Origin of the sequence: Pseudomonas sp. NPDC087614 (assembly GCF_044743485.1) — a bacterium.
Taxonomy (GTDB): Bacteria; Pseudomonadota; Gammaproteobacteria; order Pseudomonadales; family Pseudomonadaceae; genus Aquipseudomonas; species Aquipseudomonas baetica_A.
Genome location: NZ_JBIUWN010000001.1, coordinates 41703 through 54775, shown reverse-complemented (window position 1 = coordinate 54775; position 13073 = coordinate 41703). Strand labels below are relative to the sequence as shown.

The 13073-nt window shown below is 58.5% G+C and carries 15 protein-coding genes and 1 pseudogene; 12 read left to right on the top strand and 4 right to left on the bottom strand.

Annotated features, from left to right (window positions below):
* The first annotated feature begins 119 nt into the window (after positions 1–119).
* Positions 120–1301, top strand: a complete 1182-nt coding sequence (locus ACIOWA_RS00255) for an MFS transporter (protein ID WP_401157580.1) — start codon at positions 120–122, stop codon at positions 1299–1301.
* A 30-nt stretch (positions 1302–1331) separates the two neighbouring features.
* Here ACIOWA_RS00255 and ACIOWA_RS00250 read toward each other — a convergent pair whose 3' ends face one another.
* Positions 1332–2369, bottom strand: coding sequence for a dienelactone hydrolase (locus tag ACIOWA_RS00250; RefSeq protein WP_339494386.1), 1038 nt, complete (start codon positions 2367–2369; stop codon positions 1332–1334).
* Positions 2370–2605: 236 nt separating this feature from the next.
* Complete coding sequence (locus ACIOWA_RS00245) at positions 2606–3217, bottom strand: FMN-dependent NADH-azoreductase (protein WP_339465698.1); 612 nt, start codon at positions 3215–3217, stop codon at positions 2606–2608.
* A 128-nt stretch (positions 3218–3345) separates the two neighbouring features.
* On the opposite strand from ACIOWA_RS00245, the gene ACIOWA_RS00240 reads away from it, so the two are divergent.
* Positions 3346–4254 carry a LysR substrate-binding domain-containing protein gene (locus ACIOWA_RS00240; protein ID WP_401157577.1) on the top strand — a complete coding sequence of 303 codons (909 nt, stop codon included), beginning with the start codon at positions 3346–3348 and terminating at the stop codon, positions 4252–4254.
* Positions 4251–4610 (top strand): MmcQ/YjbR family DNA-binding protein, encoded by a 360-nt coding sequence (locus tag ACIOWA_RS00235; RefSeq protein WP_339465701.1) that lies wholly within the window; start codon positions 4251–4253, stop codon positions 4608–4610. Before ACIOWA_RS00240 ends, ACIOWA_RS00235 begins: the two co-directional genes overlap by 4 nt.
* Positions 4611–4685: 75 nt before the next feature.
* On the opposite strand, the gene ACIOWA_RS00230 is transcribed toward ACIOWA_RS00235, so the two are convergent.
* Both ACIOWA_RS00230 and ACIOWA_RS00225 read right to left on the bottom strand, forming a co-directional pair.
* Positions 4686–5114, bottom strand: a complete 429-nt coding sequence (locus tag ACIOWA_RS00230) for a DUF1294 domain-containing protein (protein ID WP_401157575.1) — start codon at positions 5112–5114, stop codon at positions 4686–4688.
* Positions 5111–5941: an undecaprenyl-diphosphate phosphatase gene (locus tag ACIOWA_RS00225; RefSeq protein WP_401157573.1), complete on the bottom strand. Its 831-nt coding sequence runs from the start codon at positions 5939–5941 to the stop codon at positions 5111–5113. Before ACIOWA_RS00225 ends, ACIOWA_RS00230 begins: the two co-directional genes overlap by 4 nt.
* Before the next feature lie 229 nt (positions 5942–6170).
* Between ACIOWA_RS00225 and ACIOWA_RS00220 the strand changes: the two are divergent.
* From ACIOWA_RS00220 to ACIOWA_RS00180, 9 genes and pseudogenes are all read left to right on the top strand, one after another.
* Positions 6171–7022 (top strand): annotated as a pseudogene (locus ACIOWA_RS00220) (cache domain-containing protein); the annotation flags it as partial.
* Between the two features lie 123 nt (positions 7023–7145).
* The gene (locus ACIOWA_RS00215; RefSeq protein WP_401138962.1) at positions 7146–7880 is read left to right on the top strand and encodes a methyl-accepting chemotaxis protein; all 735 of its coding nucleotides are present in this window, start codon (positions 7146–7148) and stop codon (positions 7878–7880) included.
* Between the two features lie 118 nt (positions 7881–7998).
* Positions 7999–8562: a nicotinamide riboside transporter PnuC gene (pnuC, locus tag ACIOWA_RS00210; RefSeq protein ID WP_339465706.1), complete on the top strand. Its 564-nt coding sequence runs from the start codon at positions 7999–8001 to the stop codon at positions 8560–8562.
* Positions 8559–9095, top strand: coding sequence for an AAA family ATPase (locus tag ACIOWA_RS00205; protein ID WP_401157572.1), 537 nt, complete (start codon positions 8559–8561; stop codon positions 9093–9095). The genes pnuC and ACIOWA_RS00205 overlap by 4 nt, the downstream gene beginning before the upstream one ends.
* A gap of 343 nt (positions 9096–9438) precedes the next feature.
* Positions 9439–9888, top strand: a complete 450-nt coding sequence (locus ACIOWA_RS00200; protein WP_339507666.1) for a hypothetical protein — start codon at positions 9439–9441, stop codon at positions 9886–9888.
* Between the two features lies 1 nt (position 9889).
* Positions 9890–10465 (top strand): adhesin, encoded by a 576-nt coding sequence (locus tag ACIOWA_RS00195; protein WP_339465711.1) that lies wholly within the window; start codon positions 9890–9892, stop codon positions 10463–10465.
* Positions 10466–10536: 71 nt separating this feature from the next.
* Positions 10537–11526: a heme utilization protein gene (locus ACIOWA_RS00190; RefSeq protein ID WP_339465713.1), complete on the top strand. Its 990-nt coding sequence runs from the start codon at positions 10537–10539 to the stop codon at positions 11524–11526.
* Positions 11527–11589: 63 nt separating this feature from the next.
* Positions 11590–12270, top strand: coding sequence for a C39 family peptidase (locus tag ACIOWA_RS00185; protein ID WP_339465715.1), 681 nt, complete (start codon positions 11590–11592; stop codon positions 12268–12270).
* Positions 12271–12312: 42 nt separating this feature from the next.
* Positions 12313–13059, top strand: coding sequence for a hypothetical protein (locus tag ACIOWA_RS00180; protein ID WP_339465716.1), 747 nt, complete (start codon positions 12313–12315; stop codon positions 13057–13059).
* Positions 13060–13073 lie beyond the last annotated feature (14 nt).

Below are 13073 nucleotides of genomic sequence, written 5' to 3'. Positions count from 1 at the left end.
TCAACCTGTAGCGCGCCGCAACGAAATCAGCGCTCAGGAAAATAGTTAGCCTGCTTTCTTTTGTTCTGCGCCCACGCCATGATGCGAACTCTCCCACCGCCGCCCGCGAACGAGTCCTCATGTCTGCTCCGCAAAGCTCTATGGCGATCACCCTGCAGATCGTATCCATCGTTTTCTATACCTTTATTGCCTTTCTCTGCATCGGACTGCCGATTGCGGTGCTGCCCGGTTATGTTCACGAACAATTGGGTTTCAGCGCCATCATTGCCGGGCTGGTGATCGGCTCGCAGTACCTGGCCACGCTGCTCAGTCGGCCGATGGCCGGACGCGTGTCGGACACCATCGGCACCAAGCGAGCGATTGTTTATGGGCTGCTGGGGATTGTGTTCAGCGGTGTGCTGACGCTGGTGTCGACGCTGCTGCAAAGCTTTGCGCTGCCGAGCCTGCTGATTCTGATTGCCGGGCGTTTGCTGCTGGGCATCGCCCAAGGCTTGATCGGGGTGGGCACCATCAGTTGGTGCATGGGCCAGGTCGGGGTCGAACATACGGCCCGATCAATCGGCTGGAATGGCATCGCCTCTTACGGCGCGATTGCCATCGGCGCGCCGCTGGGTGTGGTGATGGTCGCCGATTACGGTTTTGCCAGTCTCGGCATCGCACTGTCGGTGCTGGCCATCGGTGCGCTGCTGTTGATCCGCAATAAACCTTCAGTGCCGGTGGTGCGCGGCGAACGGCTGCCTTTTTGGGCTGTGTTCGGACGCATTGCACCGTTTGGCGCCAGCTTGAGTCTGGCTTCGATCGGATACGGCACGCTGACCACCTTTATCACCCTCTATTACCTTAATCGTGGCTGGAGCGGCGCCGCGTATTGCCTGACCGTTTTCGGCGTGTGTTTCATCCTGTCGCGCCTGCTGTTCATCTCTGCCATCAGTCGCTTCGGCGGTTTCAATTCGGCCATTGCCTGCATGACCATTGAAACCGTTGGCCTGGTCATGCTTTGGCTGGCGCCCTCCACGGCGTACGCGTTGATGGGGGCAGGCATGGCCGGGTTCGGCCTGTCGCTGGTGTATCCGGCACTGGGGGTCGAGGCGATCAAACAGGTGCCCAACTCCAGCCGTGGTGCCGGGTTGAGTGCTTATGCGGTGTTTTTTGATCTGGCGCTGGCGATTGCCGGGCCGTTGATGGGCGCGGTGGCGTTGAATCTGGGGTATTCGTGGATTTTCTTCAGTGCGGCGCTGTTGTCGGTGACCGGGCTGGGGTTGACGCTGCTGCTCAAGCGGCGGGCAGAATCTCAGGCCTGAAGTGCTTCGATCGTGATGAACCGACGATATTTATTGATCCGCTGTCTGCATCCCCGCTCGGCTCGGTTTGCCCAAGGTATGGGCGAAGAATCGTCCGGCCTCGGAAATCAGGTTGCGGTGGATGTCTTCACGATCCACGCCATCAGCATCGGTACACAGCGCCGGCATGGCGAGAATCTGCTCTTCGCTGCACGGCGCCATGAACACAAAGTGCCCTGCTCCGGCCAGTAGCTTGAAGTCCGGTGCAGTCGGCAGTTTACGCGCCAGCGCCGCCGCGTTTTTATCGAATGCGACGAGTTTGTCGCCATCGCCGCTGTACAGCAGCACGGGCACATGCACGTCGGCCAACGTTTGACGACCGAACTTCAGACTCAACGGCGCCATCAGCAACAAGGCATGAACACGCGGGTCGGCCACCGGTTGCAAGTCGTCACGATCAACAATGAGCTCGCCCTTGGTGTTGCAGGCGTCCCGATCATCCGGGCGCTCCTGGCAATAGCGGCGCAGGCGATCCAGATCCGGTTGTGCGCCAGAGAGAATCAAGGCTGTCTCGCCTCCCGCCGAATATCCAATGACTCCCACCTGATCAGCATTGACGAACGGCGCCAGCATGCGGTCGCCAAGGGTGGCGGTGATCGCTTCGGAAATCTGGATAGGCCGCCCGTAGAGATTGCTCAGGGTGCCCAGTCGGCTGTGATCCTTGGAGTTGTCACCGGGGTGGATCACCGCGACCACCACAAACCCTTTGCGGGCCAGCGAGGTGGCAAGATCGTGCAGCGCCAAGGGGGTGCCGGTGTTGCCATGGGACAGCATCAGCATCGGAAAACGGCCCATGGCGACCTTGGTGTCTTCGCCGGCTTCAATCGAGTAGCCCTCAAGCAGGCTCATGTGCTTGCGCTCGCTGGAGGGATAGAACGCGATGGCGCGCATCGGTTGCAGATCCAGCGGATCGAGGAATGTCATCTCGTGGTAGCCAACGCTCCAGACCGGGTGAACCCCAGGTGCAGCTTGCACTGAGTTCAGGCCGCCCAGCAGGCAAATCAGTAACGCTGCACCAAGACGCATCATGGGGTGCCCCACCCTGTTGTTACTCAATCGAAAGATCCGTTGCTTTGTGAGGCCGGTACGCCGGGAATTCGACGAACTGTGACGACAATGCATCCAGACGCTGATCGTTTGACTGCATAACCTGGGCCAGATTATGTAACAGTCAGAAACAAAAAACTCCGTATTCGGCCCTTGCAGAACCAGAATACAGAGTTTTCGGGGGATTGCCTGAACTTGAGCAGTTCTTTATGCAAGCCTTACGCGGCGGCGAAAAGTTGCTCGCTGATCTTCGCTTGAGCAGCAGTCATGGCGTTGTTGCGCACTTCTTCACCATACGCCAGGCCTTCGGCACGGACGATCTCGATGTCTGTGATACCAAGGAAACCCAACACCAGTTTGAGATATTCCTCGTGGGCAATGCCGCTCGCCTGGCCGGCATGGATACCGCCAGACGTGGAGACGATGACCACCTTCTTGCCACCGCACAGGCCTTCTGGGCCGGCTTCGGTGTAACGGAAGGTCTGGCCGGCAACCGCAACGCGGTCGATCCAGGCCTTGAGTTGGGTCGGCACGGTGAAGTTGTACATCGGCGCGGCGATCACGATAGCATCGGCGGCGATGAACTCGGCCAGCGTCGAAGCGCTCAGATCGGCTTCATGCTGTTGTGCGGCGTCGCGCAGTTCAGCGGTCGTACCGGCAGCAACCAGCGTGGTCGACGAGAAGTGGCTGATGGCGTCAGCGGCCAGGTCGCGATAGGTCACTACGGCGCTTGGCTCTGCAGCTTGCCAGGCGTTGACGACTTGGCTGCTCAACTGACGGGAAGCCGAGTTGTCGCCCAGAATGCTCGAATCGATATGCAGCAGTTTCATGTGGAATCTCCTGGAATGAATCGCCGGTGGCGACGGAATGGAGACAATCCTACGCAACAAACCAATAGCTGATTAGCCGCCAACAATGCGATAGTTCGTCCCACTGATAGAACAGTCGGATCTCAACCATGCAAGACCTCAACGATCTCTACTACTTCGCCAAAGTCGTCGAGGCTGGCGGCTTCGCGGCGGCCGGGCGTTTGCTGGGCATTCCCAAGTCAAGGCTGTCGCGGCGCATTGCTGAACTGGAAGAGCGTCTCGGTGCGCGCTTGCTGCAACGCACCACCCGCCAACTCAATTTGACGGCCGTCGGCGAACGATATCTGCGCCACTGCCAAGCAATGCTGCTGGAAGCAGAAATGGCTGACGAAGCCGTGGCCAGCATGTCCAGCGAGCCGCGCGGCCGTTTGCGGGTGTCATGCCCAACCGGTCTGGCGCGGGAAATGCTGCCGTCGGTCATCAGTGAGTTTCTTGGCAAATTCCCTAAGGTCCAACTGGAAATAGTCCTGCTCAACCGCCGTGTGGACCTGGTCGCCGAGGGTTTCGACGTTGCCCTGCGTGTGCGTGAACCGGGTGATGAAGACTCGCTGTTGGTGACCCGACGCTTGCGCCAGGCGCAAACGGTGTTGGTGGCCAGCCCGGCGTTTATCCAGGGGCAAACAATCAACCACCCGCAGGACTTGAGAAACCTGCCGGTGCTGGGGGCGCTTGAGGCTGATCGCCTGGTGCATGTGCGACTGTTCGATCAGGATGGCGGAAGTTTCGAGTTGAACATGGAGGCGCGCCTGGGCATTGATGACTTTATCGTGCGCAAGACCTGTGTCCTGGCGGGCCAAGGCTTCACCTTGCTGCCAATGATGTACTGCGAAAACGAGTTGCAAAACGGCACGCTGGTGCAGTTGCTGCCCGAATGGTCGCTGACCGGCGGCTGGCTGCAAGCGGTGTATCCGCATCGGCGCGGCGTGATGCCGGCCGTGCGCGCGTGGATCGATCATCTGGTCGAATCGTTCAGTGCCTGTGGGGAGCGGTTGTTATGAAACAAGGAAAGATGAGCGAAGCCGACGTGGCCGCGTTCTGTCTGGCATTGCCGGGCGCGCACGAAGACTACAAGTGGGGTGGCGTTCGGGTGTTTTCGATTGCTGGCAACAAGATGTTTGCCTTGCAAGGGCTTCGCGGCGATTCACTGGCGTTCAAGGTAGACAAGGATCTGTTTCTGGGCCATTGCGACCGACCGGGGATTCATCCGGCGCCCTATCTGGCAAGGGCCCAGTGGATCATCATGCACCCGCCCTACCCTTTGGCCGCTGAGGAGTTGCGGGGTTTGCTGCAACGTTCGCATCAATTGGTGGTGAGCAAGCTGCCGAAGAAAACTCAAGTCGGCCTGCGGTTGTAACCGAATCCGGCTGAAAACAACCCTTCGAAACTGTGGGGGCGAGCAAGCCGCTCCCACACGACTTCAACGTGTTGTTTAGAGCAGTGCCAGGAGGCTGGAGCCGAGGAAGATCTGGTCGATCCAGAACACCTGGTGCAACAGGACGATCACCCAGAACAAAATCTGATACGAGACCTTGCGTGTCTTGTGCCTGAACACCTGCTGGGCGATCAACGCACCGGGCCAGCCACCGGCCAGTTCAACCGCATGAAGAATGTTCTCCGGCGTGCGCCACGCATCGGCGCGGGCCTTGCGCTTGTCAGCCCAATACATGAAGAACGCCAGCACGCTGACGACGCCATAAGCCGCCAACGGCACCAGCGATATCCCGCGCCCCCCCATCGACAGCGAGCCGTACAACGGCAACGCACAGACGACAGCCAGAACAACCAGTTTCAGTTTCAGGTTCTGAATACCGCCGCCCGAAGGTCGACCTTCGGGGCGGCGTGCGCGGGTATCACTCACGGCTTGGCCGCCGACCAGTCCACCCAACCAAACTGCCACGTTGCCAGAATCACCAGACCAAAGACGATTCGATACCAGGCAAACGCTGCATAACTGTGGCTGGCAATGAACTTGAGCAAACCGCGTACCGCAATCATCGCGAAGATAAACGCAGTGACGAAACCGATGGCGAACACCGGAAAGTCGGCCGGCACAAACAGATGGCGGTACTTGAAACTGGAGTAAACCGCAGCACCGACCATGGTTGGCATGGCGAGGAAGAACGAGAACTCGGTGGCGGTTTTGCGTGACAGGCCGAACAGCAGGCCGCCAATGATCGTCGAGCCGGAGCGCGAAGTGCCGGGGATCATTGCCAGGCATTGCGCAAAACCGATTTTCAGCGCGTCGGTCCAGCGAATCTCATCGACCGTTTGCGCGTGCACTTCATGCTGTCGCTGTTCAGCCCACAACATGATGACGCCCCCCACCACCAACGCCGTAGCCACGGTGATCGGGTTGAACAGATACTGATGGATCAGATCGGCAAAGATCACGCCCAGCACAACGGCGGGCATGAAAGCGATCAGCAGGTTGGCGGTAAAGCGCCGCGCGCGGGGCTGAGTCGGCAAACCGACCACCACGTCGAGGATCTTGCGACGAAATTCCCAGACCACTGCGAGGATAGCGCCAAGCTGAATAATGATGTTGAACGCCATGGCCCGCTCGCCGCCAAAATTGAGCAGGTCGGCAACGATGATCTGGTGTCCGGTACTGGAAATGGGCAAAAACTCCGTCAGCCCTTCTACAACGCCTAGTATCAGTGCCTGCAAGGCAGTCCAAAGATCCATCAATCCCCCAAAGAGCGATGCGCTCAGGCATGCTCCGATAGTATTTTCTAACGTTCACTGCGATCAGCGTGGCCGGATATTGCGGTACCGATTTCGCGCGCTCAGGATCCACACGAAGGGGTCAAAATTCCGTGAAATATTAATTTGGATTCAGGTTTTCACACGCGGGGCCGAAATCCTAACAGACAAGCCTTATTAGCGCTGCCGCGTTATACGACTTGGGTCGCGTATGCCCGCTCACGAAATCGTGGTTGGATGCTGGCGGTCGTTTATTACAAGAAAAAGAATCAGGAGTGACAGCGTTATGAACAGCTTGCGCAGTGTGTCGATCAGCCGACGCTTGTGGCTCATCTTGATTGTGGCCGTGGTCATGTTGCTAACCTTGGGCGTGTTGATGCTCAAGCAGATTCACGATGACCTGTATCACGCCAAAGCCCAGAAAACCCAGCATGTGGTACAGACCGCCAGCGGATTGCTGACCTATTACCATGACCTGGAAACCGCCGGCACTCTGACCAGAGAAGCCGCGCAAAAACAGGCAGTCACCGCCATCCGTGGCCTGCGCTACGACCAGAGTGACTATTTCTGGATCAACGACCTCACGCCCGTGATGGTCATGCACCCCACCAACCCCAAGCTTGAAGGCCAGAATCTCTCGGCGATCCGCGATCCGGACGGTTTTGCAGTGTTCAACGAAATGGTCGCCATCGCCAAAGCCAAGGGCGCCGGCATGGTCGATTACCGTTGGCCAAAACCCGGTGCCACCGAGCCTGTTGCCAAAACGTCCTACATCAAGTTGTTTGAGCCTTGGGGCTGGGTGATTGGCTCTGGCGTGTATGTCGACGATGTGCAGGCCGAGTTCCAGGGGCAAGTCATCAAGGCGTCGGTCGTCGGCCTGGCGATTTCGCTGATCATGGCCCTGCTGGTGATTCTGATTGCCCGCAGTATCGTACGGCCATTGCAGGAAACCGTAAGCGCCATGGCCAACATCGCCAGCGGCGAAAGCGACCTGACCCGCAGCCTCGATACCCACGGCAAGGATGAGGTCACGGAGCTGGCTCGTCATTTCAACGCGTTCACTGCCAAATTGCGCCGGGTCATCGGTGACTTGCAGGTATCGGCCAGCGCCCTCGGCCAGTCGTCCTGCGAACTGGGCAACGATGCCTCGCAGGCCCAGGAACGCAGCCAGCAACAATCGCAACAGATGGAACTGGTCGCCACCGCGATCAACGAGGTGACTTACGGTGTGCAGGATGTGGCTAAGAACGCGGAGCATGCCGCCGCCGAAATGCGCGACGCCGAGGCGCAGGCACAACAGGGCCAGATCAATATCGACGGTAGCCTGCAACAGATCGACAAGTTGTCCGGCACCATTGATCAAGCCGTTGAAGTGATTCGTACCCTGGCTGACGAAAGTACCCAGATCGGCAGCGTGCTGGAAGTGATTCGTTCGATTGCCGAGCAAACCAACTTGCTCGCGCTCAACGCGGCCATCGAAGCGGCGCGCGCTGGCGAACAGGGCCGCGGATTCGCCGTGGTGGCGGATGAAGTGCGCTTGCTGGCGCAGCGTACGCAGAAGTCGACAGCGGAGATCCAATCGATGATCGAGCGACTGCAAAATCACTCCGAAGCGGCGGTCAAGGTGATCGGCGACAGTAGCAAGGCTTCGCAACTGACCATCGAACAGGCCGGGCTGGCCGGTGCCAGCCTGAACGCCATTGGCCAGGCATTGCGCAATCTCAATGGCCTGAACGCGTCGATTGCCAGTGCGACGCTGCAACAGGCGCATGTGGTTGAGGACATCAACCAGAACGTCACGCAAGCAGCCGGGTTGTCTCACAGCACCGCAATGGCGGCAGAGCAGTCGAGTGCGGCGAGTGCGCGGCTGGGGCAATTGAGCGAACAACTGAACAGCCTGCTGCGCCAGTTCCGCGTCTGACAACCATGCCCCTGAGGGAGTGAGCTCGCTCCCTCAGGTCAGGCGGCGCAGCGCTTAATGCCTCGGTCGTGTTTTTGGGTACAATCCGCCCCCCTTCAACTCCCCCAAAGGAACCTACATGTCCGGGCTTGAACTGTTTGCTGCCGCCCTCGGTGTGATCGCCGTTTGGCTGACGGTCAAACAGAACCCGTGGTGCTGGCCCATCGGTTTGGTCATGGTGTTGCTCTATAGCTGGATCTTCTTTGAAGTGAAGCTGTATTCGGACATGTTGCTGCAAGTGATCTACGCCGCCCTTCAGATCTACGGCTGGTGGCAATGGACGCGTGCCGGGACGATGCATGACGGGCGCGAAGTGACCCGCCTCGACACCCGCTCGATTTTCCTTGGCCTGTGCGCTGGCGCGGTTGGCAGTGTGTTGCTCGGTGCGGCCATGGCCCACTGGACCGACGCTGCACAACCGTGGCTGGACGCAGCACTCACCGGTTTCAGCCTGGTGGCACAGCTGTGGATGGCGCAAAAACGCCTGCAATGCTGGGCTCTGTGGTTCGTGCTTGATGTGATCTTTGTCGGATTGTTTATCTACAAAGGGCTTTACCTCACCGCCGCGTTGTACGGCTTGTTCACCCTGCTGGCGGTACAAGGCTGGCGTGAATGGCGGGCTGATCCGGCGTTGCGCACATGAAAGTCGTGGTTCTGACCGGCCCCGAGTCCACCGGCAAGAGCTGGCTGGCGGCCGGCCTTCAGCAGCATTTCGGTGGCCTGCGCGTCGACGAATACGTACGCTTTTTCATCGAACAGAACCCTCGGGAGACGTGTCTGGCCGATATCCCCGAGATCGCCCGCGGCCAACTGCAATGGGAGGATCAGGCGCGGGCGCAGCAACCGCCACTGCTGATTCTCGACACCCACCTGTTGAGCAACATCCTGTGGAGCCAGACCCTGTTTGGCGATTGCCCACCCTGGCTGGAGCCGCAGTTGCTGGCCCGGCATTACGACTTGCACCTGCTGTTGTGCCCGGAGCAGATCGACTGGACCGATGACGGGCAACGCTGCCAGCCGGATCTTGGCGAGCGTTTAGGGTTTTACCAGGCTACCCACGACTGGCTTGAGCAGCACCGGCAACCGTTTCAGATCATTCAAGGCCATTGGACCGAGCGCCAGGCGCAAGCCTTTGCTGCGGTCGAGCGATTGCTGGCCGAATCAGTCGACTCATAGGGACGCCGGCCTCATTGCCGCCGTCTCGCGGGCCAAAGTGTCCGTTTCTGAAACACTTGCCTGAGTGCAAAGCGCCCGTCTCAGTGGCCTTCACCGCGTTGTCATCCCAGTTGTTAAGCGGCTGAAACACATTGGCGCAAACCCTTCCTCCAGAGCTTTGTATCGACTTTGGTCGGATACTTGCCAGCCGGCCTGTTTCAACGCTGAAACAGTTCCTGTGTCAGCGTCGCATCCATTCCCAGTAACCCATTGAAATTCCAGAACAATCATAAAACGGCACGGGATTCGCTATCTCCTTCACAACGCTGACTAGGGCCAGCCCACTGAAGAAGGAATTGCAGCCGTGGGGAATTTCAAAAAAGGCTTGACCTGCCTTCTGCTGATCGGATCAGCCGCCAGCACCATTCTCAGTTTCAACGTTCAGGCCGAAGGCAATGGCGTGATCGTCCTCAATCGCGATGTCCAGCCGATTCCTATCGGGCGCAATGGTGGCAAAGACCCCTACCCGACCACCGTCAACGCCAACCCATCGGCGCGAATCAACCAGACTCTGAGCAATACCGAACTGAGCGACGGTGACTTTGCCAGCGTCGCCAGCGGCTCGTCGATTCGCGGCAACATCACCGCACCCAATTCGAATCTGCCCGGCATGAACACCCTGACCAACCCCAGCGGTATGCCAGGCATGAGTGCCGGCCATGGCGGCGGTGCCGGCGGCTCGATCTCCAACACGGTCAACCGTGCGATGAGCACTGGACTGGCTCCTTTGACCCGCATGGCTGGAGGCCAATGAGATGAATCGCTCCCTGCTCCTGCTCGCCTTCATCGGCTGCACCAGCGCTATGGCGGCCGACCCTGGCTCGGTAAACAACGCCAACATCCAGGATTCTGGTGTGCAGTACCGCGGCAACTTCAACGTCAACCAGGCAGCCGGTGACCAGATGCAGCAAGCCAATACCAAAGCCATCGCGATTGGCACCGACGCCAGCGCCAGCACCATCGTCAGGCAGCGAATCGACACGCCGGCCGACCGGTCGATGAATGCCAGCGCCACCATTGGCGGCACCTCTTTCAGTAATGGCAACGGAATCCTGGGAGTAAACCAGGGCGCCGGGGCCAACAACCAGATGGCCAACGTGACGCGCGTCAGCATCAGTGCTGCCCCGCAGAGCGTTGACGATAGCGCCCTTTCTCAACAGAACGTGGCGTTGTTACCGAGCTCAGGAGCAACTGGTACCTCACCCGGCAGTCGCCAGGTCACGACAAGTGATCAGGCCTTCACCGGCAGCCGAGGGGTCATCCAGGTGAACCAGAGTGCCGGGGTGGGGAACCGTATGGCTAACACCCTGAGCATCCGGGTCGCAGACTGACCCAAACAAAAAAAGCAGTGCAATTAGAAAAGTCCCAACACTTAACCAACTAATAAGCACGGAGAAACACCATGAAACCTACAATGGCTCTTAAACCACTGGTTTTCGCTCTTGCAGCAGTAATGGCAATGGCAGCTCAGGCAGGCGGTAACGATCATGGTAACAACGGCGGTCATGGTCACCAGCCTCCTCCACCAAAAGGCCCAACCCTGGAGCAGCTCCTGCAAATCACTGCCGGTGCCGGCGCCGCTGTACTGGATACACAGAACAGCGACGGCAACGTGGTGAAAAACCAGGGCACCAAAAACAACGCCACCACCGACAACTCGCTCAACGGTTCCAACGGCAACATGGGTGCCAACACCGCAGCAGGCGACGGTAACCAACAAGACAACGCTGCCGCTCTGGCGACCGCCGACGAAAGCTTCATCTTCGGCACTGCTGTTGCTGCCTCGAGTGCAACTCAGGTCAACAACAACAACTACGTAAAAAATTCGTCGACCGTCAACAACGCCACACTTAACAATGCAGGCAACAATGGCTCCGGCAACATCGGCGTCAACGTGACGGCTGGCAACTTCAACCAACAGAAAAACAACCTGGCTATCGCTGTATCGGGCGGTCGTGTCGCTCAGGCCGCAGCCGCGGCCAACCAGTCTTCCACTGGCCTGGTGGTCGAAAACAAAGGTGTGCAAACCTACAAAAAAGACACCCTCACCGGCACTTTTGCAGCCGCTGGTGTGTTTAAAGCCAAAGGCACTGCAACCATCGAAGGCGATGACAGCCACCACGGTGGGTACGGCAACAAAGGTGGTCATGGTGGTGGCAATGACGATCAAAAAGCCAAGTTCGAAGCCGTGGGTACTTTTGGCCTCGCTGGCGTAACCACTCAGCAAGTGTTGACCAAAGATGGCTGGAAAAACCCAGTCACCAACACTGCCAACATGACTGGTTCGATGAACAACTTCTCCGGCAACGGTGGAGCCAACGTCTCGGCCGGTGTGGGCAACCAACAAAGCAACTCGCTGTCCATCGCTGCAGGTTGCAAAGCCTGCATGTAATCGCGATCGAAACGAAAGCCCCGGCAACGGGGCTTTTCCTCAGTCCGCAAAGGCGTATCGATCATGCGTAAGACTGCCCTTATCGCTCTGCTCTGCCTGTCCGGCCTGTCCCAGGCTGCCCAGATGCCTGTGGCTGCCCTTCCCGGCGGCACACTCGTCTACAAGAACGTGCAAAGCATTCGTGAGCGCAAGTTTTCCGACATCGTCGAACAGAAAACCGATTTCAGTTGCGGCGCCGCCGCACTGGCCACGGTGTTACGCCAGGCCTATTGGCTCGACGTCGATGAGGAGCACATCATCAAAGGCATGCTGGTCAATTCCGACCCGGACCTTGTTCGCACTCAAGGTTTTTCCATGCTGGACATGAAGCGCTACGTTGAAAGCATCGGCATGCGTGCCAGGGGTTACCGGATTCCGCCCGAGAAGCTCGAAGCGGTGACCATTCCGGTGGTGGTACTGATGGAGATTCGCGGCTACAAGCATTTCGTGGTGTTGCAGCGTGCGGACAAGGATTGGGTTTACATCGCAGACCCGGTCTTAGGCCATAAACGCTACGGCCACGATGACTTTGTCAAAGGTTGGAACGGCATTGTCTTCGCCATCGTCGGTCCCGGATATGACAAAACCAATGCGTTACGAAGCCCTCCGACACCGCTGACCGCCAAGAACAAACTCGATGGTTTCAACCCTGTCCGAGACGCCGAGTTGATGGATTTCGGATTCATACAGAGCGACTTCTTTTAATCGCCGATAAAAGAATGGGACTGGACGTCCCGGGAGCAGCAGATGAAAACCTCATACTGGCTGGCCGCTGCCTGCCTGGCAGCGAGCGTTTCAGGCTACGCCAATGCAGGATTCAAACCCATCGAAGTCAAGGACCAGGAGCTCGCCGAGCTGCGCGGTCGTTATGTCATGCCGGGGCGAATCATCAGCTTCGGTATTGTCATGAGCAGTACCTGGCGCAATGCCAGTGGTGACCTGATCGGGGCATCGACCTCAATGCAACTTCAAGCGGCAACCGTAAAACCCGAATTCTATGTCCAGACAATCAAGGAACACGGCAACGGCAGCCCCCTGACAGCCGGCACCGGCACGATTACCGGTGGCGCCGCCCTCAACAGCAGCCAGGGCGTGACGCAAAGCGTGCGCGCCGCTGGCGACAGCAACACGGCCTACAATAACGTCGCAATCAATGTCTCAGAGGCTTCCAGGGCTCCAGCGCTGGTACCCGCTCAAGGGCAGGCGTTGATGGCCGGACAAACCATCACCGGTGGTAATGCTGCCGGGAATGTGGCCGTTTCGGCCACCGGCAGTGGCATACAAATGGCTATTCAGGCCTCCGGAAATCAGGGTACATCCCTGCAACAGGTCGCCCAGGGTGGTTTGCTGCAAAACACCCGCTTGCTCGGCAGTGCCAACGTGGTCAACAACATGACCCAACTCAACGTAGTTCTGAACAACAACGGCATGAGCGCCGGCGCATTGGACTGTAACCTGAGTCAACTCAGGGCCCTACGCAATATCGGATATTGAACTACGCTTGGTCT